Source organism: Klebsiella terrigena, from assembly GCF_006539725.1.
GTDB lineage: Bacteria > Pseudomonadota > Gammaproteobacteria > Enterobacterales > Enterobacteriaceae > Klebsiella > Klebsiella terrigena.
Genome location: NZ_BJNO01000003.1, coordinates 322,080 through 343,018 on the forward strand (window position 1 = coordinate 322,080; position 20,939 = coordinate 343,018).

Annotated in this window: 21 protein-coding genes, 1 pseudogene and 1 other annotated feature; of the genes and pseudogenes, 11 read left to right on the plus strand and 11 right to left on the minus strand. The window is 59.1% G+C overall.

The window, feature by feature from the left end; translation table 11 throughout:
- Positions 1 to 41: 41 nt before the first annotated feature.
- The 9 genes from hisIE to hisL form a co-directional block, all read right to left on the minus strand.
- Entirely contained in the window at positions 42 to 641 is a 600-nt protein-coding gene (gene hisIE, locus RTE01_RS06345; RefSeq protein ID WP_041146370.1) for a bifunctional phosphoribosyl-AMP cyclohydrolase/phosphoribosyl-ATP diphosphatase HisIE, read from the minus strand.
- Positions 635 to 1,411, minus strand: coding sequence for an imidazole glycerol phosphate synthase subunit HisF (gene hisF / locus RTE01_RS06350; protein ID WP_141334821.1), 777 nt, complete (start codon positions 1,409 to 1,411; stop codon positions 635 to 637). Before hisF ends, hisIE begins: the two co-directional genes overlap by 7 nt.
- Entirely contained in the window at positions 1,393 to 2,130 is a 738-nt protein-coding gene (gene hisA, locus RTE01_RS06355; protein WP_076945658.1) for a 1-(5-phosphoribosyl)-5-[(5-phosphoribosylamino)methylideneamino]imidazole-4-carboxamide isomerase, read from the minus strand. Before hisA ends, hisF begins: the two co-directional genes overlap by 19 nt.
- The gene (hisH, locus tag RTE01_RS06360) at positions 2,130 to 2,720 is read right to left on the minus strand and encodes an imidazole glycerol phosphate synthase subunit HisH (RefSeq protein WP_041146367.1); all 591 of its coding nucleotides are present in this window, start codon (positions 2,718 to 2,720) and stop codon (positions 2,130 to 2,132) included. Before hisH ends, hisA begins: the two co-directional genes overlap by 1 nt.
- Positions 2,720 to 3,787, minus strand: a complete 1,068-nt coding sequence (hisB, locus tag RTE01_RS06365) for a bifunctional histidinol-phosphatase/imidazoleglycerol-phosphate dehydratase HisB (RefSeq protein WP_041146366.1) — start codon at positions 3,785 to 3,787, stop codon at positions 2,720 to 2,722. The genes hisH and hisB overlap by 1 nt, the downstream gene beginning before the upstream one ends.
- Complete coding sequence (gene hisC, locus RTE01_RS06370; RefSeq protein WP_041146365.1) at positions 3,784 to 4,845, minus strand: histidinol-phosphate transaminase; 1,062 nt, start codon at positions 4,843 to 4,845, stop codon at positions 3,784 to 3,786. The genes hisB and hisC overlap by 4 nt, the downstream gene beginning before the upstream one ends.
- Positions 4,842 to 6,146, minus strand: a complete 1,305-nt coding sequence (hisD, locus tag RTE01_RS06375; RefSeq protein ID WP_041146364.1) for a histidinol dehydrogenase — start codon at positions 6,144 to 6,146, stop codon at positions 4,842 to 4,844. The genes hisC and hisD overlap by 4 nt, the downstream gene beginning before the upstream one ends.
- Before the next feature lie 57 nt (positions 6,147 to 6,203).
- A complete protein-coding gene (gene hisG / locus RTE01_RS06380) occupies positions 6,204 to 7,103 on the minus strand; it encodes an ATP phosphoribosyltransferase (protein ID WP_041146363.1) in 900 nt (299 codons plus the stop codon).
- Positions 7,104 to 7,149: 46 nt separating this feature from the next.
- Positions 7,150 to 7,272: a sequence feature (His leader region), on the minus strand.
- A complete protein-coding gene (hisL, locus tag RTE01_RS06385) occupies positions 7,248 to 7,298 on the minus strand; it encodes a his operon leader peptide (protein WP_115193915.1) in 51 nt (16 codons plus the stop codon). It overlaps the preceding feature by 25 nt.
- Positions 7,299 to 7,473: 175 nt before the next feature.
- Here hisL and RTE01_RS06390 point away from each other — a divergent pair, with 175 nt between their 5' ends.
- The 3 genes from RTE01_RS06390 (at position 7,474) to RTE01_RS06405 (ending at position 10,875) form a co-directional block, all read left to right on the plus strand.
- Positions 7,474 to 8,298 (plus strand): SDR family oxidoreductase, encoded by an 825-nt coding sequence (locus tag RTE01_RS06390; RefSeq protein ID WP_041146362.1) that lies wholly within the window; start codon positions 7,474 to 7,476, stop codon positions 8,296 to 8,298.
- Between the two features lie 38 nt (positions 8,299 to 8,336).
- On the plus strand, positions 8,337 to 9,227 hold the full coding sequence (locus tag RTE01_RS06395) for a LysR family transcriptional regulator (protein ID WP_041146361.1): 891 nt from the start codon (positions 8,337 to 8,339) through the stop codon (positions 9,225 to 9,227).
- A gap of 289 nt (positions 9,228 to 9,516) precedes the next feature.
- Positions 9,517 to 10,875, plus strand: coding sequence for an APC family permease (locus RTE01_RS06405; protein WP_041146360.1), 1,359 nt, complete (start codon positions 9,517 to 9,519; stop codon positions 10,873 to 10,875).
- Between the two features lie 54 nt (positions 10,876 to 10,929).
- On the opposite strand, the gene RTE01_RS06410 is transcribed toward RTE01_RS06405, so the two are convergent.
- Complete coding sequence (locus tag RTE01_RS06410) at positions 10,930 to 11,247, minus strand: ArsR/SmtB family transcription factor (RefSeq protein ID WP_041146359.1); 318 nt, start codon at positions 11,245 to 11,247, stop codon at positions 10,930 to 10,932.
- Between the two features lie 237 nt (positions 11,248 to 11,484).
- Between RTE01_RS06410 and fusA the strand changes: the two genes are divergently transcribed.
- Complete coding sequence (fusA, locus tag RTE01_RS06415; protein ID WP_141334823.1) at positions 11,485 to 13,587, plus strand: elongation factor G; 2,103 nt, start codon at positions 11,485 to 11,487, stop codon at positions 13,585 to 13,587.
- A 46-nt stretch (positions 13,588 to 13,633) separates the two neighbouring features.
- Here fusA and sbcB read toward each other — a convergent pair whose 3' ends face one another.
- A complete protein-coding gene (gene sbcB / locus RTE01_RS06420; protein WP_123551662.1) occupies positions 13,634 to 15,058 on the minus strand; it encodes an exodeoxyribonuclease I in 1,425 nt (474 codons plus the stop codon).
- A gap of 317 nt (positions 15,059 to 15,375) precedes the next feature.
- On the opposite strand from sbcB, the gene dacD reads away from it, so the two are divergent.
- The 7 genes and pseudogenes from dacD (at position 15,376) to cobT (ending at position 20,917) form a co-directional block, all read left to right on the plus strand.
- Positions 15,376 to 16,542, plus strand: coding sequence for a serine-type D-Ala-D-Ala carboxypeptidase DacD (gene dacD, locus RTE01_RS06425; RefSeq protein WP_166793742.1), 1,167 nt, complete (start codon positions 15,376 to 15,378; stop codon positions 16,540 to 16,542).
- A 158-nt stretch (positions 16,543 to 16,700) separates the two neighbouring features.
- Positions 16,701 to 17,096: a hypothetical protein gene (locus tag RTE01_RS26695; RefSeq protein WP_457920873.1), complete on the plus strand. Its 396-nt coding sequence runs from the start codon at positions 16,701 to 16,703 to the stop codon at positions 17,094 to 17,096.
- Positions 17,003 to 17,335: pseudogene (locus tag RTE01_RS26700) on the plus strand (capsule assembly Wzi family protein); the annotation flags it as partial. The gene RTE01_RS26695 and the pseudogene RTE01_RS26700, both read left to right, overlap by 94 nt.
- A 227-nt stretch (positions 17,336 to 17,562) precedes the next feature.
- Positions 17,563 to 18,036: a DNA gyrase inhibitor SbmC gene (sbmC, locus tag RTE01_RS06435; protein ID WP_134526969.1), complete on the plus strand. Its 474-nt coding sequence runs from the start codon at positions 17,563 to 17,565 to the stop codon at positions 18,034 to 18,036.
- A gap of 98 nt (positions 18,037 to 18,134) precedes the next feature.
- A complete protein-coding gene (locus RTE01_RS06440; protein ID WP_041146351.1) occupies positions 18,135 to 19,193 on the plus strand; it encodes an FUSC family protein in 1,059 nt (352 codons plus the stop codon).
- Between the two features lie 168 nt (positions 19,194 to 19,361).
- Complete coding sequence (locus RTE01_RS06445) at positions 19,362 to 19,685, plus strand: DUF496 family protein (RefSeq protein WP_041146350.1); 324 nt, start codon at positions 19,362 to 19,364, stop codon at positions 19,683 to 19,685.
- A gap of 173 nt (positions 19,686 to 19,858) precedes the next feature.
- Positions 19,859 to 20,917 (plus strand): nicotinate-nucleotide--dimethylbenzimidazole phosphoribosyltransferase, encoded by a 1,059-nt coding sequence (gene cobT / locus RTE01_RS06450; protein ID WP_134526966.1) that lies wholly within the window; start codon positions 19,859 to 19,861, stop codon positions 20,915 to 20,917.
- Positions 20,918 to 20,939: the final 22 nt, after the last annotated feature.

Sequence of the window (20,939 nt, forward strand, 5' to 3'; positions counted from 1 at the left end):
GTTCAACTTCCGGCCTTTTTTATGCCTTAAATCCGCCGGGTTTACTGATGACGGCTTTTTAAGTTGGCGATGATGTCTTGCAGGGAGAGCTCCTGATCCTGCAGCAGCACCATCAGGTGATACATCAGGTCCGAGGCCTCATTCTTCAGCTCAAACCGATCATGCACCGTAGCGGCCAGCGCCGTTTCCACGCCTTCCTCGCCAACCTTCTGCGCAATGCGCTTGGTGCCGCTGGCGTACAGCTTCGCGGTATAGGAGCTCTCCGGGTCGGCGTGCTTACGCTCGGCCAGCAGCTGCTCCAGCTGATACAGGAACAGCCACTGGTGTCCCGCTTCGCCGAAGCAGCTGGACGTGCCCTTGTGGCAGGTTGGGCCAATCGGATTAACCAGTACCAGCAGGGTATCGTTGTCGCAATCCGGCGTGATGCTCACCACGTTGAGGAAGTTGCCGGAGGTTTCGCCCTTGGTCCACAGGCGCTGTTTGGTGCGCGACCAGAAGGTCACCTTTCCGCTCTCTTCGGTCTTCGCGAGCGCTTCCTGATTCATGTAGCCATGCATCAGCACTTCGCCGGAAATAGCGTGCTGTACGATGACCGGCATCATGCCGTCGGTTTTTTGCCAGTCCAGCTGTTCAGTTAACATACCCTAATCTCCACGCCCTTTGCTGCCAGGTACGCTTTCAGTTCACCAATATTAATAATCTGCTTGTGGAACACCGATGCGGCCAGCGCGCCGTCGACGTTAGCGTCGCGGAAGGCTTCAAGGAAGTGTTCCATCGTGCCGGCGCCGCCGGAGGCGATCAGCGGCACGTGGCACACGGCGCGGACTTTGCTCAGCTGCGCAAGATCGTAGCCGTTACGCACGCCGTCCTGGTTCATCATGTTCAGCACGATCTCTCCGGCCCCGCGCTTCTGCACTTCCTCTACCCAGTCGAGGGTTTCCCACTGGGTCACCCGGGTGCGGGCTTCGTCGCCGGTGTACTGATTAACGTGGTACTTGCCGGTATCGGCGTCGAACCAGGTATCGATACCCACCACGATGCACTGCACGCCAAAGCGTTCGGCGAGGCGGGTAATCAGCGTCGGATCGGCCAGGGCAGGGGAGTTAATTGAAATCTTGTCTGCGCCAAAAGAGAGGATCTGCGCCGCGTCTTCCAGCGACTTAATCCCGCCGGCGACGCAGAACGGAATATCGATAACTTCCGCCACGCGGGAAACCCAGCTTTTATCGACCACCCGGCCGTCGCTGGAGGCGGTGATGTCGTAGAAGACCAGCTCATCCGCGCCTTCGTCGGCGTAGCGCTTCGCCAGCGGGACGATATCGCCGATGATTTCATGATTACGGAACTGCACGCCTTTCACTACCTGGCCGTCGCGAACGTCGAGGCAGGGGATTATCCGTTTTGCCAGCATTGAATGGCCTCCGTTACGTTGAATTTATCTTCCAGCAGGGCGCGGCCGACAATGACGCCGCGAACGCCGGTTCCGCGCAGCGCGGCGATATCGTTAAGATCGCCGATGCCGCCGGAGGACTGGAACGCGACCTGCGGATAGCGGGCGCACACCTCTTCATATAAAGAGACGTTAGAACCGGCCAGGGTGCCGTCGCGGGAGATGTCGGTGCACAGCACGTGCTGCAGGCCAACCGGCAGATAGCTTTCTACCAGCTCCTCGAGGGTCACCCCGGAGTTTTCCTGCCAGCCGCTGACCGCCACCTGCTTATTACCCTCGGCATCGATGCGCACGTCGAGCGCCAGCACCAGATGCTGTGGGCCGAAACGTTTGAACCAGCCCTTCACCGTCTCCGGCGATTTCACCGCCGTAGACCCTACCACCACGCGCGCGACGCCGGCATCGAGCAGGGCCGCGACGTCCTCTTCCGTACGCACGCCGCCGCCGACCTGTACCGGTACGTCAACGCCGGCAACCAGCGTTTTGAGCAGCGCAATCTGTCGCTTTTCAGGATCTTTCGCGCCGGTCAGATCGACCAGGTGCAGCACCTCTGCGCCCTGAGCGGCGTAGGACTGCAGGCGCGGCAGCGGATCGTTACCGTAGTCGCGCTGCTGGCCGTAATCGCCCTGGTGGAGACGGACTACCGTGCCGTCAATTAAATCTAAAGCCGGAATTATCATCACATCTCCAGGAAATTTTTCAGCAGCTGGGCGCCGGCGCTGCCCGAGCGCTCCGGGTGGAACTGCACGCCAAAAAAGTTATCTTGCTGTACCGCGGCGGTGAACGGCTCGCCGTAGTTGCACTGGGCGGTGGTGTGTGGATTGACCGGCATCGCGTAGCTGTGGACGAAGTAGAAATAGGCCCCGTCCTCGATACCGCTGAACAGGCGATTCCCCGCTTTCGGGTACACGCGGTTCCAGCCCATGTGCGGCAGCGGCAGCCCGTGGTCGGTCATCTTCGGCACGTCTTCATCAATAATGCCCAGCAGATCGACGCCGTTGCTCTCTTCGCTGCGCCGGCCAAGCAGCTGCATGCCGAGGCAGATCCCCAGCACCGGCTGGGTGCAGGCCTTCACCAGCTCAATCAGCTCGCGGTCGCGCAGCTGGTCCATCGCCGCCTGGGCGGTGCCCACGCCGGGTAAAAACAGCTTGTCGGCGCGCAGCACCACGTCCGGATCGCGGCTCACCGCCGGCTGATAGCCGTGGCGGAGAATTGCCGACTTCACCGAATTGAGGTTGGCGCATCCGGTATCGAGGATCACCACGTTCATTACAGCACCCCTTTTGAAGATGGCAGCGTGTCGCCCTGGACGCGGATTGCCTGACGCAGCGTGCGGCCAAAAGCCTTAAACAGGCTCTCGACGCGGTGATGATCGTTCTTCCCTTTGGTTTTCAGGTGCAGCGTCACCGCCATGGTGTAGGAGAGCGAGCGGAAGAAGTGCTCCACCATCTCCGTGCTCAGATCGCCAACGCGCTGATAGGCAAAATCGGCCTTATATTCGAGGTGCGGACGCCCGGAAATATCCAGCGCACAGCGGGCCAGGCACTCGTCCATCGGCAGCACAAAGCCAAAGCGGCTGATGCCGCGCTTATCGCCCAGCGCCAGCTTCAGCGCTTCGCCCAGCGCCAGGCCGGTATCTTCCACCGTGTGGTGATCGTCAATATAGAGGTCGCCGCCGACGTTAATTTCCAGGCGGAAGCCGCCGTGGGTGGCTATCTGATCGAGCATATGATCGAAGAAGCCGACGCCGGTGTGGATTTTGCTGCCGCCTTCGCGATCCAGCCAGACCTTCACATCAACCTGGGTCTCTTTGGTAATGCGCTCAACGTGGGCGTAGCGGTCGCGGCGGGTAAGCTGCTCGCAGATGGTCGGCCAGTCGAGGGTCTCGCGGTCGTAGCGCAGGCCGATAATGCCCATATTTTCCGCCAGCTCGATGTCGGTGGCGCGATCGCCGATGACGTAGCTGTTGGCTTTGTCCAGCACGCCTTCTTCCAGCCACGGCAGCACCAGCTGGGTTTTCGGCTTGCGGCAGTCGCAGCCTTCCGTCGGCAGGTGCGGACAAATCAGCACCTCTTCAAAGTTCACGCCCTGGGAAGCAAATACCTGCATCATCAGGTTGTGCGGGCCGTCAAACTCATCCTGCGGCAGGCTGTCGGTGCCCAGACCATCCTGATTGGTGATCATCACCAGCCGATAGCCTTCCTGCTGCAGCTTCAGCAGCGCAGGGATCACCTGCGGCTCAAAGGCCAGCTTTTCAAAGCGGTCTACCTGAAAATCAACCGGTGGCTCGGAAATCAGCGTACCGTCACGGTCAATAAAGAGAAACTTCTGGGTCATACATTCTCCGCAGTCAAAGCGTCAATCACGCGCTGGCTCTCTGCACGGGTACCGATAGTGATACGCAAACAGCCGCTTAATGAGGGTTGTTTATTCTGGTCTCGTAAGATAATGCCCTGATCCCACAAAGATTTAAATACCGCGCTGGAGGCTTTAATGCGTGCGAGGATGTAGTTGGTCTCGGAATCGAAAACCTGCTCAATGCAGGCGATGCCGCGCAGCTGGCCAATCAGGTACTCTCGCTCCTCTACGATCTGCGCGACGCGAGCGCGCATGGCGGCAATACCCTGAGCATTAAGGGCCTGGGCGGCGATATCGGCGACCGGCGTGGAGAGCGGGTAGGGAGCGATGACCTTCATCAGCAGGTTAATCACCTCGGCGTTAGCCAGCGTAAAGCCGCAGCGCAGGCCGGCGAGGGCAAAGGCCTTCGACAGCGTGCGCAGCACCACCAGATGCGGATAGTCGCTCAGCCAGCCGGCCAGCGTCGCCTGCGGGCAGAATTCGATATAGGCTTCGTCGGCGATGACAATCGCCTTGCCGCGGGTCATCTCCAGCAGCGCGCGCATATCGTCAGGGTTAATCACCTGCCCGGTCGGGTTGTTGGGGCTGCAGACAAAGACCACCTTCACGCCGTCGAGATTGGCGGCGATGCCGGGGAGATCGAGCTGCCAGTCGCTCAGGCTCGGCACCGTCCGGCAGGCTACGCCGAAGGTTTCAGTACTGACGCCGTACATGCCGTAGGTTGGCGGGCAGTAGAGCACCGCGTCCTCTCCCGGCTCGCAGAAGGCGCGGATCACCAGCTCAATGCCTTCATCGGCGCCGCGGCTGACCAGCACCTGCTCGGGCTTAACCCCGGCATACTGCGCGTAGTTCTCAATCACCGCTTTCGGCTGGCCTTCCGGGTAGCGGTTCAGCGTTTGCTGAGTTAGCTGGAATTCAACCGCGGTCGGGAATTCGTTGGCGTTGAGCCAGACGTCGCCTTTACCGCCCAGGCGGCGAGCAGATTGGTATGGCGTCAGGTCACGGACGTTAGCGCGGGCTAAATCTTCGATGCTCATGCTTGCTCCTTAAGCGCTGCAACGCGCAGCGTAACGGCATTTTTGTGGGCGGTCAGGCGCTCGGCGGCGGCGAGAATTTCAATCGTTGACGCCAGGGCGGAAAAGCCTTCGCGGGACAGCTCCTGCACCGTCATGCGCTTCTGGAAATCCGCCAGGCCGAGGCTGGAACAGGTAGAGGTATAGCCGTAGGTCGGCAGCACGTGGTTGGTGCCGGAGGCATAATCGCCCGCCGACTCTGGCGACCAGTCGCCGAGGAATACCGACCCGGCGCTGGTGATGCTGTCAACCAGCTCGCGCGCCCTGCGGGTCTGAATAATCAGGTGCTCCGGGCCGTACTGGTTGGAGATCTCCACGCACTGCGCGAGATCGCGCGCCACGATAATGCGGCTGGCTGAGAGCGCCTCGCGAGCGGTTTCCGCCCGCGGCAGCTCCGCCAGCTGGCGCTCAACGGCCTGGGCGACGCGGCGGCCCATTTCAGCGTCCGGGGTCAGCAGAATAACCTGAGAATCCGGGCCGTGCTCGGCCTGCGACAGCAGGTCTGACGCCACGAAGTCCGGCGTCGCGCCGCTGTCGGCAATCACCAGAACTTCTGACGGACCGGCGGGCATGTCGATCGCCGCGCCGTCGAGACGCTGGCTGACCTGACGCTTAGCCTCGGTAACGAAGGCGTTACCCGGGCCAAAGATTTTGTCCACTTTGGCAATCGATTCGCTGCCGAAGGCCAGCGCCGCAATCGCCTGCGCGCCGCCGACGTTAAAGACGTTACGCACGCCGCACAGCTGGGCGGCATAGAGAATTTCATCGGCAATGGGCGGCGGGGAGCACAGCACCACCTGCTGACAGCCGGCGATGCGCGCCGGCGTCGCCAGCATTAATACGGTAGAGAACAGCGGCGCCGAGCCGCCGGGAATATAGAGGCCGACGGAGGCGATAGGGCGGGTGACCTGCTGGCAGCGCACGCCCGGAAGCGTCTCAACGTCCACGCCCGGAAGCTGCTGGGCGTTGTGGAAGGTTTCAATATTGCGTACCGCAACCGCCATCGCCTGCTTGAGCTCGTCGCTCAGGCGCTCGCCGGCGGCGGCGATCTCTTCGTCGCTGACCTTCAGCGCCTTGACGTCGGTCTTATCAAACTTTGCGCTGTACTCGCGCAGCGCCGCGTCGCCGTTTTGTTTGACGTTATCAAGGATCTCAGCAACGGTGCGTGTGATGCTGTCGGAAGCGGAAATTGCCGGGCGCATTAATAGTTGTTGCTGTTGTTCGGCGCTACAGCTATTCCAGTCGATGATTGTGTTGAAGCTCATGATCGTTTCCCCTGTTTAATCTCTGAGACAGGCCCGGTGGGGCCTGAGCTGGCTGGATTACTCCATCATCTTCTCAATCGGCAGAACCAGGATCGAGCTGGCGCCGAGCGCTTTCAGTTTTTCCATGGTTTCCCAGAACAGGGTTTCGCTGCTGACCATGTGCATCGCGACGCGCTGCTTATCGCCCGCCAGCGGCAGGATCGTTGGGCGCTCGGCGCCTGGCAGCAGGGCCACCACTTCTTCCAGACGCTCGGTCGGCGCGTGCATCATGATGTATTTCGATTCCCGCGCCTGGATAACGCCCTGAATACGGGTCAGCAGGCGGTCAATCAGCTGCTGTTTGGCATCGGCGATGTCGCCGTCGCGCTGAATCAGGCAGGCTTTGGAGCGGAACATCACTTCCACTTCGCGCAGGCCGTTGGCTTCGAGGGTGGCGCCGGTAGACACCAGGTCGCAAATCGCATCGGCGAGGCCCGCGCGCGGGGCGACTTCAACGGAGCCGTTCAGCAGGCAGGACTTAAACGAAATGCCTTTCTGATCGAGGTAGCGCTTCAGCAGGTGCGGGTAGGAGGTGGCGATACGCTTGCCGTCCAGCGCCGCCGGGCCGTCCCAGCGTTCGTCCGCCGGCGTGGCCAGCGACAGGCGGCAGCCGCCGAAGTCCAGACGACGCAGGGTGAAGTAGCGCGGGTCTTCGCCCTGAGCGCGGCGGCTCAGCAGCTCTTCTTCCAGCACGTTTTCGCCGATAATGCCCAGATCGACCACGCCGTCCATAATCAGGCCCGGGATATCGTCATCACGCACGCGCAGAATATCGATCGGCATATTTTCTGCCAGCGCAATCAGGCGCTGAGTGTGCAGATTCACTTTGATGCCGCAGCGGCTCAATAATTCGCGTGAATCTTCACTCAGGCGGCCTGATTTTTGAATAGCTATGCGTAAACGGCTGTTGTCTAACATTCTTCTTTTCCTCTTATACCTGTCTGAATCTGTCCGAATTTAATTCAAAAAAAAGCCCCCGGAAGTAAATCTTCCGGGGGCTCTCTTTGCGTTCATGCACCTCTGGAAGATCCAAACGTCTTCCAGCACACATCGCCTGAAAGACTAGTCAGGATGATGGTGATGATGGTGGTTTTTAGATTGAACGCAGTTCATAAAATTCTCTTTGAATGACTATGCATTTGATGCCTTTAACCTAAACCAGTTCAGCGGCATAAAGCAAGGGCTTTTTACTATCATTAATTCATTTCATATTCACCGAAGAAATTGTCAGCCGCCGCCGGCTGGCGTAGCCTTAAGTCAGCACAGCGAAAGAGCCAGGAGCCAGAGTATGAAAAAGGTCGCGATTGTCGGATTAGGATGGTTGGGTATGCCCCTTGCGCTATCGTTGATGGCGCGTGGGTGGGAGGTGACCGGCAGTAAGACGACGCAGGATGGCGTGGAGGCGGCGCGGATGTGCGGAATTGACGGCTATCCGCTGCGACTTGAACCGCAGCTGGTGTGCGACACCGAAGATCTGGATGCATTAATGAACGTCGATGCGCTGGTGATCACCTTGCCGGCTCGCCGTACCGGCCCGGGGGAGGATTTCTACCTGCAGGCGGTGCAGGAAATTGTGGATACCGCGTTAGTCCACCACGTTCCGCGGATAATTTTTACCAGCTCCACCTCGGTGTATGGCAACGCCAGCGGCACCCTGAAAGAGGGCGCCCCCCGCAATCCGCAAACCGCCAGCGGCAGGGTGCTTAAAGAGCTGGAGGACTGGCTGCATAACCTTCCGGGAACCTCGGTCGATATTTTACGCCTCGCCGGGCTGGTGGGGCCATCGCGCCATCCGGGACGTTTCTTTGCCGGTAAGTCGGCGCCGGACGGCCAGCAGGGGGTCAATCTGGTCCATCTGCAGGACGTTATCGCCGCGATTGAGCTGCTGCTGCAGGCCCCGAAGGGCGGACACATCTATAATATATGTGCGCCAAAGCATCCCGCTCGCGGCGTCTTCTATCCGCAGATGGCCCGCGAACTTGGCCTGCCGGCACCGGTGTTTGCCGATAACCCGGACGGCGATACCGGCAAGATTATCGACGGCAACCGCATCTGCTACGAGCTGGGGTTTGAGTATCAGTACCCGGACCCGCTGGTTATGCCGATGGAGTAATCAGTCAGCGGGAAATCGCGAACCGTAAGGGGGCGGCGATGAAACCACTGCTGGATGTCCTCGTTATTCTGGATGCGCTGGAAAAAGAGGGGAGCTTTGCTGCGGCGTCGGCAAAGCTTTATAAAACGCCCTCTGCGCTGAGCTACACCATTCATAAGCTGGAAAGCGATCTCAATATTCAGCTGCTTGACCGCAGCGGACACCGCGCGCGCTTTACCCCCAGCGGCCAGCTGCTGCTGGAAAAGGGGCGCGAAGTGCTCCACACCGCGCGGGAGCTGGAAAAACAGGCGATTAAGCTGCACCAGGGCTGGGAAAACGCGCTGGTCATTGCCGTGGACGCCACCTTTCCCTTCTCTTTACTGGCGCCGCTGGTGGGCCAGTTTTATCAGCAGCACCAGCTGGCGCAGCTGCGCTTTAGCCGCGAGACCGTGAGCGACCGCTGGGAGGCGCTGGTCGAAGGGCGGGCGGATATCGTGCTCGGCGCGTTAAGCGATCCGCCAGCCCTCAGCGGCTACGGTTTCACTTCGCTCGGCGAGCTGGAGCATATTTTTGTCGTCGCCCCGCAGCATCCGCTGGCGCAGCTGCCGGAACCGCTGAGCTGGCGGGTAATGAAGCGCCACCGGGCCATTATCTGCGGCGGTGGCTGGCCGTCCGCTGACGATCAGGAGAATCTGGCGGCGTTTGATTTTCCCGGCCTGCTGGCGCTGGTTTCCGCCGGTCTTGGCTGGGGCTATCTGCCGCGCTACCTGGCCCAGGCCCAGCTTGACCTCGGCGAGCTGATAATGAAGGAGGTTGCCGCCCATCAACCGCTCTACCGGGCGTGGATTGGCTGGCATGAGGACGCTTCCGGTCTCGCCAGCGGATGGTGGCAGAATGCGGTTTTAGCAAATAATGCTATTCGCAGGATATACAATACTAAAATTGTATGAATATTAGGCTATTAAATAATTTCTGCAATTTTTTGGCTCTTCTACGGCTTGTCATCCGGCCAGTAAATGTTGCAAAATACGCGGCCTGAAAAACAGAAACTAGCCGACGCTTTTTAAAGTGTCGGTTATTTTTTTGCTTTAAAGACACATCATTCAATACCAAGAGGCCGGGCTTCGTACCGGATAGATATTTACTAAAAACCGACAGTTGTTGTCGCTGAGGAATACACAGAAATGGGGCAATTTTTTGCTTACGCGATGGCTTTCGCCGTAAAAGGGGATGACCACAATGTCGCATAACGCTACTCCAAAAACCTCTCGCGTGGAATTACGTAAAACGCTTACGTTGATTCCGGTTGTCATGATGGGCCTGGCCTATATGCAGCCGATGACGCTGTTCGATACGTTTGGTATCGTCTCTGGATTGACTGACGGTCACGTTGCGACGGCCTACGCCTTCGCGCTGATCGCAATTCTTTTCACGGCGCTGAGCTACGGTAAACTGGTTCGTCGTTTTCCGTCTGCAGGCTCCGCCTACACCTACGCTCAGAAATCTATCAGCCCGGCCGTTGGCTTTATGGTTGGCTGGTCATCGCTGCTCGACTATCTGTTTATGCCGATGATCAACATCCTGCTGGCGAAGATTTACTTTGAAGCGCTGATGCCTTCCGTTCCGTCGTGGATCTTCGTGGTGGCGCTGGTCGGCTTTATGACCGTGTCCAACCTGCGCAGCATCAAGGCCGTGGCGAACTTCAATACCCTGATTGTGGTTCTGCAGATGGGCATCGTGGCGGTTATCGTCGGCCTGATTATCTACGGTATCATGCACGGTGAAGGCGCCGGTACGCTGACCAGCACCCGTCCGTTCTGGTCTGAAGGGGCCCACGTGGTGCCGATGATTACCGGTGCGACCATTCTGTGCTTCTCGTTCCTCGGCTTTGACGGTATCTCTTCTCTGTCTGAAGAGACCAAAGACGCAGAGCGCGTGATCCCGAAGGCCATCTTCCTGACCGCGCTGATTGGCGGGATGATCTTCATCGGCGCCTCTTACTTCCTGCAGCTGTACTTCCCGGATATCTCGCGCTTTAAAGATCCGGACGCGTCGCAGCCTGAAATCATGCTGTACGTGGCGGGCAAAACCTTCCAGTGGGGCGTGCTGATCTTCTCCAGCGTGACCGTTCTGGCTTCCGGTATGGCCGCACACGCGGGCGTTTCCCGTCTGATGTACGTGATGGGCCGCGATGGCGTATTCCCGACCAGCTTCTTCGGCTACGTTCACCCGAAATGGCGTACCCCGGCGTTTAACGTGCTGCTGGTGGGTGCCATTGCGCTGCTGGCGATTAAATTCGACCTGGTCACCGCGACGGCGCTGATTAACTTCGGGGCGCTGGTGGCCTTCACCTTCGTTAACCTGTCGGTCATTTCGCAGTTCTGGATCCGCGAGAAGCGTAACAAGACTCTGAAAGACCACGTTAACTACCTGGTGCTGCCAACCTGTGGCGCGCTGACCGTTGGCGCACTGTGGGTCAACCTGGAGCAGAGCTCTATGGTTCTGGGCCTGATTTGGGGCACCATCGGCCTGGTCTACCTGGCCTGCGTAACCCGTCGTTTCCGTAACCCGGTTCCGCAGTACGAAGACATTGCCTGATCGCGCATCAGAATGAAAAAAGCCGGGGGGAGACCTCCGGCTTTTTTGTTTCCGTCACTCCTGCGCTTCCTGGCGCATCACTCTGAGTAGCGTATCCAGCAGTCCGGGAAAACGCGCCTCCAGATCCTCCCTGCGCAGCGAAATCATATTCTCCCGTCCCTGCGGGCGCTGCCATATCACGCCGCTATCGCGCAGCACGCGCCAGTGGTGGGTCATGGTGGACTTGGCAACGTCTTCATGGCGCAGGGCGTTGCAGCTCTGTTCGCTGCCGTCGGCGAGGATGCGAATAATCTCCAGCCGCATCGGATTGCCAAGGGCAAAAAGAACATTTTCAAGGCGGATTTGTTCACGTTCGGGGTGATTGGCGATCATAATATTCCTGTGTCGGCGGTTGCTCTGTTCCGCGGAACAGCAGCCCGTATCGGCGGCTGGCCGGTAATATACCCAAACTCAATCGCTAAAGCCACGCGCGGTGCTGCAGCTTCACCGATAGTAACGATAGCAAAAATAGTTCGAATATACTCGTACAGTTGTACTATGATAGAGGCCGTTGAACGAACCGCGGCGATTTCGCCGCTCACTGACAGTCAAAATGACTAAGGACGCATCATGCCCCGACCCATCCCCCTCGAACGTTATCGCAACATCGGTATCTCCGCGCATATCGATGCCGGTAAAACCACCACCACTGAGCGCATTCTGTTCTATACCGGAATGAGCCATAAGCTGGGTGAAGTACACGATGGCGCGGCAACAACCGACTGGATGGCGCAGGAGCAAGAGCGCGGGATAACCATTACTTCCGCCGCGGTAAGCTGCTTCTGGCCCGGCATGGACCGCAGCTTTGAGCCGCACCGGATTAATATCATCGACACCCCCGGGCACGTCGATTTTACCATTGAAGTCGAGCGCTCCATGCGGGTACTCGACGGCGCGGTGATGGTCTACGACTCCGTCGGCGGCGTGCAGCCGCAGTCGGAAACCGTCTGGCGGCAGGCGAATAAGTATCACGTCCCGCGGCTGGCCTTCGTCAATAAAATGGACCGCCCCGGCGCCGATTTCTTCCGCGTGGTGCAGATGATGATCGACCGCCTGAAGGCCAACCCGGTGCCGGTGGTGATTCCCGTCGGCGCCGAGGAGCACTTCGTTGGGGTCGTTGACCTCATCAAAATGCGCGCCATTTTGTGGGACGATGCGACCCAGGGGATGACCTTCAGCTATGCGCCGGTGCCGGATGAGCTGCTGGCAACCGCCCACCAGTGGCGGGAAAAAATGGTCTCAGCGGCGGCGGAAGCCAGCGACGAGCTGATGGACAAATATCTCGAAACCGGCGATCTGAGCGAGGCTGAGATCGTCGCCGGGCTGCGTAAGCGCACCGTTGCCGGAGAGATCCAGCCGGTGCTGTGCGGCAGCGCCTTTAAGAACAAAGGCGTCCAGCGGATGCTCGATGCGGTCATTGAACTGATGCCGTCCCCGCTGGATATCCCGGCGATTCAGGGTGTTGATGAGCAAGGCCGGCCGGCGGAGCGTCATCCTGCCGATGATGAACCGCTCTCGGCGCTGGCGTTCAAGCTGATGACCGACCCCTACGTGGGCCAGCTGACCTTTATCCGCGTCTATTCCGGCACCCTGAAGAAAGGGGATGCGGTCTATAACCCGGTTAAAGGTAAAAAAGAGCGTATCGGTCGCATCGTGCTGATGCACGCCAACGATCGCCACGAGGTGGACGAGCTGCACGCCGGCGATATCGCCGCCTGCGTTGGCCTGAAAGACGTCACCACCGGCGACACGCTGTGTGATCCGAATGCGATCGTCACCCTGGAGCGGATGGAGTTTCCGGAGCCGGTGATTTCGCTGGCAATCGAGCCGAAAACCAAAGCGGATCAGGAGAAAATGGGCATCGCGCTGCAGCGCCTGGCGGCGGAAGATCCGTCGTTCCGCCTGCACACCGACGAGGAGTCCGGGCAGACGATTATTTCCGGGATGGGCGAGCTGCATCTGGAAATTATCGTTGACCGGATGCGGCGCGAATTTGGCGTTGAGGCGAATATCGGCCGTCCGCAGGTGACCTACCGCGAGACGATCCGCAAAACGGTGAAAGAGGTGGAAGGTAAATTCGTCCGCCAGTCCGGCGGCAAGGGGCAGTACGGCCACGTGGTGCTGACGCTCGAACCGCTGGAGCCCGGCAGCGGCTTCGTCTTTGAAGATGCCACCAAAGGCGGGGTGGTGCCGCGCGAGTACATTCCTTCGGTGGAAAAAGGTCTGCGCGAAGCGATGGGCACCGGCGTGCTGGCAGGCTATCCGGTGGTGGACGTCAAAGCGACCCTGACTTTTGGTTCGTACCACGACGTCGACTCCTCGGAAATGGCCTTCCGCATGGCGGCTATTTTCGGCTTCAAGGAGGGCGCGCGCAGGGCCGATCCGGTGATTCTCGAACCGGTGATGCATGTGGAGGTGGAAACCCCGGAAGAGTATGCCGGCAACATTATGGGCGATCTCTCTTCGCGCCGCGGCATGGTGCAGGGGATGGAAGAGCGCTTCGGTAGTCAGATTATCCGCGCCGACGTGCCGCTGGCCGAGATGTTCGGCTATTCCACGACGCTACGCTCGATGTCCCAGGGGCGGGCGACCTACAGCATGGAGTTCCATCATTACGCGGAGGCCCCGCGTAACGTGGCGGAGGCGATTATCGCCAGCCGTGCGAAAGGGTAAATAACCGTTCCCGGCCTGCGTCGCGCAGTCCGGGAATTTATTTATTCTAAACAATATCCTGCGCGTACTGCCATAGCGCTTTCACCAGCATCAGCTTCTCATTATTGTCAGCATACTGCTGCTGCAACATCTGCAGCTCATCGGCATAAGCCTGCAAAAACTCCGGCGTAAACACCTCCCGACGATGCTCTAACCAGCGCTGCTGCTCGGCTTCATCAAGGCTGCCCGGGAAGTTTCGCGCGCGATAGTTAAACAGCAGGCGCTCGATGCGCTGATCGGCGAAGGTAATGTCCAGCGCCGGCAGGTTGCGCGGATCGGTCTCCAGCACAATCTTCATCGCCGCGCGGTCGGCATCGCTGAAGAAGCCGTTGTAGAGCTGAGTATCGACGTTATCGGAAGGCACAAACGGCTCCGCCTCGGCGAAAATGGCCACCACTTTTTCCCGTACCTGCGGCTGGCCGCGCAGCAGCTGCAGGTTATCGAGGCAGCGTTGGCGGTTGATGCCCAGACGCTCCGCATCTTCCGGGCGCAGCGTATTGGCCTTGGCCAGCACCGGGCATTTATTGAGATGGACCAGCTTGACCGGTACCGCCGGCAGGTCGCCGAGGTCGGCTTTGGCGGTATACAGCCGCTCGCGCAGCGCGTCGGCGTCCAGCTCCAGCAGCGGCGACATATCGCCGGCAAGGTCAACCATAATCACCGCATTGCGATTATCCGGATGCCACGCCAGCGGAGCCACCCAACTGGTGTTGCCGCGCGCGGCGCCGAACATCCCGGAGACGTGGACCAGCGGCGTCATCTGTGGCACGTCAATCAGCGTCGCCAGCTTGCGCTTATTGCGGAAGGTATAAAGGTAGTCGAACAGGCGAGGCTGCTGGGTTTTGACCAGCCTGGCCATGGCGATAGTGGCATACACGTCGGCCATCGCATCGTGGGCGTTACTGTGCTCGATGCCGTTGGCCACGGTCAGATGCTCAAGGCGAAAGCTGGGCAGGCCGTCGTCGTTTTCCGGCCAGTTGATGCCTTCCGGGCGCAGCGCGTAGCAGGCGCGCATCACGTCCAGCAGGTCCCAGCGCGAGTTATCGTGCTGCCAGCTCCAGGCGTAAGGATCGTAGAAGTTGCGATAGAAAATATTGCGGCTGACTTCGTCATCGAAACGCACGTTGTTGTAACCCACAATGCAGGTCTTTGGCACCGTGAACAGGTCGTGAATGCGGCGGGCAAAGGCGGCTTCGTTGTCGCCTTTGGCGATCGCTTCCTGCGGCGTGATGCCGGTAATCATCACCGCCTGCGGCTGCGGCAGATAGTCGTCAGCCGGCTTGCAGTAGAACACCTCGGGCTCGCCGATGACGTTAAGATCCGCGTCGGTGCGGATAGCGGCAAACTGCGCCGGCCGGTCAAGGGACGGACGGGTGCCAAAGGTTTCGTAGTCGTGGAATAAAAATCCGGGCTGATTGGCGCTATCTTGCATAGTCTGTCTATTTTCCGTGGTGGTTGGCGTCCGTACTCTAAATCGTTCGCGGTAAACGACAAATCTGTCCGCAACGGCTCTGCACGCCGTGTCGCAGCGGCCCGTAAGGCCGATACTCAGGGATGAGCCGTGTCATAAAGCCAACGCACATGCTGCTGAAGTATGACGCGCTATGGTAAACGATTTGCCCGGGCATCAGAAGGGCATCGGCCGCGCAGGGCGTTTATCGTGTCATATTTTCTTGCAATTAAACCATGATATGAAAGGAGAACTTCCGTAAAAAGGACGGCGAATCTGTAAATCTTGAGGATATGCCGTTGAAAGGCCGTTTTTTTATTGCTGTAACTTTGCTCGCTTCGAGCGTTTCTTGCGCCTTTGCCGCTAATGATTTTCCCGTCACCGTGACGCCGCCTTCCATCCAGGCAGGCTCCTGGGTGCTGATGGACTACACCACCGGTCAGATCCTGACCGCCGGTAACGAACATCAGCAGCGCAACCCCGCCAGCCTGACGAAACTTATGACCGGCTACGTCGTCGACCGCGCCATCGACAGCCACCGCATCACCTTTGACGATATGGTCACCGTCGGCAAAGATGCCTGGGCGAAGGGCAACCCGGTATTCGATGGTTCATCGCTGATGTTCCTCAAGCCTGGCGATCGGCTCAGCGTCCGCGATTTAAGCCGCGGGCTTATCGTTGACTCCGGGAACGACGCCTGCGTGGCGCTGGCCGACTACGTTGCCGGCGGCCAGCCGCAGTTCGTCGCCCTGATGAACGAATATGTGCAAAAGCTGCACCTGCAGGATACCCATTTTGAAACCGTACACGGGCTGGACGCGCCGGGGCAGCATAGCTCGGCCTACGATCTGGCGGTTCTGTCGCGGGCGATTATTCACGGCGAGCCTGATGTGTACCACATGTACAGTCAGAAAAGCCTGACGTGGAACGGGATCACCCAGCAGAACCGCAACGGCCTGCTGTGGGATAAAACCATGAACGTCGATGGCCTGAAAACCGGCCATACCTCCGGCGCCGGTTTTAACCTTATTGCTTCTGCCGTCGACGGCCAGCGCCGCCTGATTGCGGTGGTGATGGGGGCCGAGAGTCCGAAAGGGCGCGAGCAGCAGGCGGCCAAACTGCTGCACTGGGGCCAGCAAAACTTCGACACCGTCCAGGTGCTACAAAAAGGCAAAAAAGTGGGCAGCGAGCACATCTGGTATGGCGATAAGGAGCAGATCCAGCTCGGTACCGACCAGGACTTCTGGTTAGCGCTGCCGAAGTCGGAGGTTTCGCGAATCAAGGCCAAATATGTGCTGGACCAGAAAGAGCTGGAAGCGCCGATCGCCGCCAATCAGCGGGTTGGTGAAATTTCGCTCTACGACGGCGACAAGGTCGTGGCCCACTTGCCGCTGGTGACGCTGGAAAGCGTTGGCAAGGGCGGCGTGTTCTCGCGCATGAGTGATTATCTGCACCACAAGCTGTAGCTCCCCCCGGTGCCGCTCTCCTGCGGAGCGGCACCCTTTCTCGCCCCACGCCGTTGTGGCGCTGGTTGGCGATTCGTTTAGTTTCAGTCAATTACCGTACCTACTCACCCTTTAAGGAAATTCTCCGGCGCCCGTGCGTCTGAAATGGCGCTGGGAAGATGAAATTTTTCGCGCGTAGTGCGCTTTCTCTGGGGCTTGCGGCCGTTTTGAGTCCCGCAGGCTTTGCCTCTGGTCTGGTTCTGGCCGATAACGACGTCCGCAATGATTTAGCCTGGTTATCCGATCGCGGAACCCTGTCGTTGAGTTTATCGACCTGGCCCCTGAGCGAAGAGGAGATTGGCCGCGCGCTTGCCAACGCGCATCCGACAACGCCCGTAGAGAGAGTCGTGCTGGGCCGGGTGAACCAGCGCCTGAGGGCGTTAAAAGCCGACCTGCGCGTCACCGGCTACAGCTCAACCTTATCTACCAAGATGGCTACTACCAGCAGGGCTACCCGCCAGGCGACGCGATGGGCGGCGACGGGCGCCTGTACGCCGGCAAGGTCGAACTGGTGACGGGGGAGGATCGGCGCTGGAGCGCACGGCTGATCTACGCCGAGGTGAACCCGAAAAATCAGCGGATTAATAAAGCCTTCCCGTACGCCGATACCCTAAAAGGCGTGCAGTTAGGCTGGAGCGGCGACGCGATGCCCACCGTGCGTCTCAGCACCTCCGTGTGGTATACCGACGCTAACCACAGCGACAGCGACGATCTGGGAGCCAGTATGGGGATTGAGCTTCCTTTTAGGCTGTAACCGCCGGCGGCAGGTATCCACGCCGAGGCTAGCGCAGAGGCCAGCCCGGCAGCGCCGGACGGCCCAGCCTCTTGAGTCAATTATCCGTTCTGCGTACCCGCTTCCTGAATCATTTTTTCAACGCCGGCCAATGGCGACTCTGTGAATCCGCGCACATACTGTTTTTTAGCTGCCTGCTACATTGTATGTATATTTATACAGTATTTTCTATCAATCGCGGAGGCAATATGAACTACAGCGTTAAGTCCGTCGGCGCGCGTAAAATCGCCGGTTTTCATATGGTAGGGCCCTGGGAGCAGACCGTTAAGCAGGGTTTTGAGCAGCTGGCGGTATGGGTCAACAGCCGCCAGATCCCGGCCCGGGAGTGGATCGCCGTCTATTACGATAACCCGGATCAGGTTCCGGCAGAGAAGCTGCGCTGCGACACCGTAGTGACGGTGGACGACGACTTCGTCATTCCTGCCAATAGCGAAGGGGTGATTCTGACCGGGATCGCCGGCGGAGAGTACGCTATTGCCCGCGCGCGGGTGCTGAATCATGATTTCTCCACGCCCTGGCTGCAGTTCTTTGAGAACCTGCTGCAAAGCAAAGAGTACCAGTTGGCGGCAAAACCCTGCTTTGAGCTCTATCTTAACGACGGCAATCGCGACGGCCACTGGGATATAGAAATGTACGTGCCCGTTGAGCGTATCGGCGGGTAGGCGCTTATCCACGGAATAAACAAGGTTTCTTACATTAGCGTGATGCTTGCGGTGAAAAAGCAGTTACAATCGGCCTTTTCTTCTTAGCGGAGAGGGTCGTGCGCGCTGATAAATCACTTAAGCCTTTCGAAATTCGCCTGTATCGACATTACCGAATCGTGCATGGCATTCGCATCGCGCTGGCTTTTGTTCTCACTTTTTTACTGGTACGGCTGCTGAACGTACCGGAAGGCACCTGGCCGCTGATTACGCTGGTGGTGGTGATGGGGCCGATATCGTTTTGGGGCAACGTGGTGCCGCGCGCGTTTCAGCGTATCGGCGGCACCATCCTTGGCTCTGCGCTCGGGCTGGTGGCGCTCAAGCTGGAGCTTATCTCCCTACCCGTGATGGTGCTGTGGTGCGCGGCGGCGATGTTCCTCTGCGGCTGGCTGGCCTTAGGGAAAAAGCCCTATCAGGCGCTGCTGATTGGCATCACGCTGGCGGTGGTGGTAGGGGCGCCGCCGGGGGACATGAACACCGCGCTGTGGCGAAGCGGCGACGTTATCTTCGGCTCCCTGCTGGCGATGCTGTTTACCGGCATCTGGCCGCAGCGGGCGTTTCTGCACTGGCGTATCCAGATGGCAAATTACGTCACTGCCCTTAATCGCCTGTATCAGGCCGGGATCTCACCAAACCTGGTCGAGCGCCCGCGGCTGGAAAAACACCTGCAAAAAGTCCTCAACGACGTGGTAAAAATGCGCGGACTGATTACGCCGGCGAGCAAAGAGACCCATATCCAGAAGGCCATTTTCGAGGCAATTCAGACCGTCAGCCGTAACCTGGTCTGTATGCTTGAGCTGCAGGTTAACGCTTACTGGGTGTCGCGGCCGGGGCACTTTGTGATGCTAAACTCCCGTACGCTGCGCGAAACTCAGCAAATGACCCAGCAAACGCTGCTGACCATCGCCCACGCCCTCTATGAAGGTAACCCGCAGCCGATCCGCGCTAACGCTGAAAAGCTCAATGAGATCGTCGCCGAACTGCGCCAGCTTATCAAAGAGCACCCGGGCGAAAATCTCTCGGAAACGCCGATACACGGCTACGTCTGGCTAACCATAGAGATGGCGCGCCAGCTTGAGCTGCTGTCGAATTTGATCTGTCGGGCGTTGCGTAAATAAAAACCAGATACGCGACATCGACCCACAGGTTGCTTCGATTCAGCAGCATTTAGGGGTATGATAACCCTAAAGGAAAAAACATTGTCATCAGCGGCTGCTAACAGTTATGTTAGCCCTATATTGCAGTCGCTTTAGCGAATCCGAATCTCAAATATTAGGGGTATAAAAATGGAAACAACTAAGCCTTCTTTCCAGGACGTACTGGAGTTTGTTCGTCTGTATCGTCGTAAGAATAAGCTGCAGCGTGAAATTCAGGACGTTGAGAAAAAGATCCGCGATAACCAGAAGCGCGTACTGCTGCTGGACAACCTCAGCGACTACATCAAACCGGGCATGAGCGTTGAAGCTATCCAGGGCATCATTGCCAGCATGAAGAGCGATTACGAAGATCGCGTTGATGATTACATCATCAAAAATGCTGAACTCTCTAAAGAGCGCCGCGACATTTCCAAAAAGCTGAAAGTTATCGGCGAAGCGAAGGTCGAAGAGTAATCTCCTCGGCCCAGCCCGGCGGCGGTTCTCGTCGCCGGGAGTTATCCCAGGCATTCCCTCTGAACGACTCCTTTCTTGTGTATGGCGAACCGCCGTATAACGCAGACTTCTGGCCCGAACGCAGAGAATACGGGCGCAACGGTCCGCTCCCTTTAAGCGCTACGAGGAACATCATGGACACACTTTCGGCCCTCATTGCCGACATTCCGCAGCCGGATCGGGCGGCGATGGCCCAGGCGCAGCAGCATCTTGATGGTTTATTAAAACCGCCCGGCAGCCTCGGCCGCCTGGAGGCGCTGGCGGTACAGCTTGCCGGCATGCCGGGGCTGAAAGGTCAGCTGCGGCTGGCAGAAAAAGCCATCGTGGTGATGTGCGCCGATCACGGCGTCTGGCACGAGGGCGTGGCTATCTCGCCCCAGGCGATTACCGCGATCCAGGCGAGAAACATGACCCGGCAAAACACCGGCGTTTGCGTCCTTGCGGCGCAGGCGGGGGCAAAAGTTCGGGTGGTTGACGTTGGGATCGATGCCGATCCGATCCCCGGCCTTGTCGACCTAAAAGTGGCGCGAGGCAGCGGCAATATTGCGCAAACGGCGGCAATGAGCCGCGAGCAGGCGACGGCGCTGCTGCTGGCGAGCATCGACTATACCCGCGAGCTGGCGGCTCAGGGCGTGACGCTGTTCGGCGTCGGCGAGCTGGGAATGGCGAACACCACGCCGGCGGCGGCGGTGCTTAGCGTGCTGACCGGGCGCGATGCGCAGGATACGGTCGGCATTGGGGCGAACCTGCCTGTGTCGCAGCTGGCGCATAAGGCGGAGGTGGTGCGTCGGGCCATTGCCGTCAATCAGCCGCGGGCTGAGGATGGCCTCGAGGTGCTGGCAAAGGTTGGCGGTTTCGATCTGGTTGGCATGACCGGCGTGATGCTGGGGGCCGCCTCCTGCGGGCTGCCGGTGGTGCTGGACGGATTCCTCTCCTACGCATCGGCGCTGGCGGCCTGCCGCATTGCGCCAGCCGTTCATCCCTATCTGATCCCCTCGCATCTGTCGGCGGAAAAGGGGGCGCGCATTGCGCTTGAGCATCTGCAGCTTGAGCCGTATCTGGATATGGGGATGCGTCTGGGCGAGGGGAGCGGCGCGGCGCTGGCGATGCACCTGGTGGAGGCAGCCTGTACGGTGTTTAACGAGATGGGGACCCTTTCGGAGAGCAATATCGTCCTGCCGGAGAGTCGCTAAACCGCAAAGCAGGGCGCCGTCA

What these genes read in the sequence shown, in the direction of transcription:
- hisH (WP_041146367.1), bottom strand. Translation starts at nt 2,720, where the DNA reads ATGAACGTGGTGATCCTCGATACCGGATGCGCCAACCTCAATTCGGTG.
- RTE01_RS06395 (WP_041146361.1), top strand. Translation starts at nt 8,337, where the DNA reads ATGAAACCACTGCTGGATGTCCTCGTTATTCTGGATGCGCTGGAAAAA.
- hisF (WP_141334821.1), bottom strand. Translation starts at nt 1,411, where the DNA reads ATGCTGGCAAAACGGATAATCCCCTGCCTCGACGTTCGCGACGGCCAG.
- sbmC (WP_134526969.1), top strand. Translation starts at nt 17,563, where the DNA reads ATGAACTACAGCGTTAAGTCCGTCGGCGCGCGTAAAATCGCCGGTTTT.
- RTE01_RS06410 (WP_041146359.1), bottom strand. Translation starts at nt 11,247, where the DNA reads ATGATCGCCAATCACCCCGAACGTGAACAAATCCGCCTTGAAAATGTT.
- hisG (WP_041146363.1), bottom strand. Translation starts at nt 7,103, where the DNA reads ATGTTAGACAACAGCCGTTTACGCATAGCTATTCAAAAATCAGGCCGC.
- RTE01_RS26695 (WP_457920873.1), top strand. Translation starts at nt 16,701, where the DNA reads ATGAAATTTTTCGCGCGTAGTGCGCTTTCTCTGGGGCTTGCGGCCGTT.
- hisD (WP_041146364.1), bottom strand. Translation starts at nt 6,146, where the DNA reads ATGAGCTTCAACACAATCATCGACTGGAATAGCTGTAGCGCCGAACAA.
- RTE01_RS06405 (WP_041146360.1), top strand. Translation starts at nt 9,517, where the DNA reads ATGTCGCATAACGCTACTCCAAAAACCTCTCGCGTGGAATTACGTAAA.
- cobT (WP_134526966.1), top strand. Translation starts at nt 19,859, where the DNA reads ATGGACACACTTTCGGCCCTCATTGCCGACATTCCGCAGCCGGATCGG.
- sbcB (WP_123551662.1), bottom strand. Translation starts at nt 15,058, where the DNA reads ATGCAAGATAGCGCCAATCAGCCCGGATTTTTATTCCACGACTACGAA.
- hisB (WP_041146366.1), bottom strand. Translation starts at nt 3,787, where the DNA reads ATGACCCAGAAGTTTCTCTTTATTGACCGTGACGGTACGCTGATTTCC.
- fusA (WP_141334823.1), top strand. Translation starts at nt 11,485, where the DNA reads ATGCCCCGACCCATCCCCCTCGAACGTTATCGCAACATCGGTATCTCC.
- RTE01_RS06445 (WP_041146350.1), top strand. Translation starts at nt 19,362, where the DNA reads ATGGAAACAACTAAGCCTTCTTTCCAGGACGTACTGGAGTTTGTTCGT.
- hisIE (WP_041146370.1), bottom strand. Translation starts at nt 641, where the DNA reads ATGTTAACTGAACAGCTGGACTGGCAAAAAACCGACGGCATGATGCCG.
- hisC (WP_041146365.1), bottom strand. Translation starts at nt 4,845, where the DNA reads ATGAGCATCGAAGATTTAGCCCGCGCTAACGTCCGTGACCTGACGCCA.
- hisA (WP_076945658.1), bottom strand. Translation starts at nt 2,130, where the DNA reads ATGATAATTCCGGCTTTAGATTTAATTGACGGCACGGTAGTCCGTCTC.
- RTE01_RS06390 (WP_041146362.1), top strand. Translation starts at nt 7,474, where the DNA reads ATGAAAAAGGTCGCGATTGTCGGATTAGGATGGTTGGGTATGCCCCTT.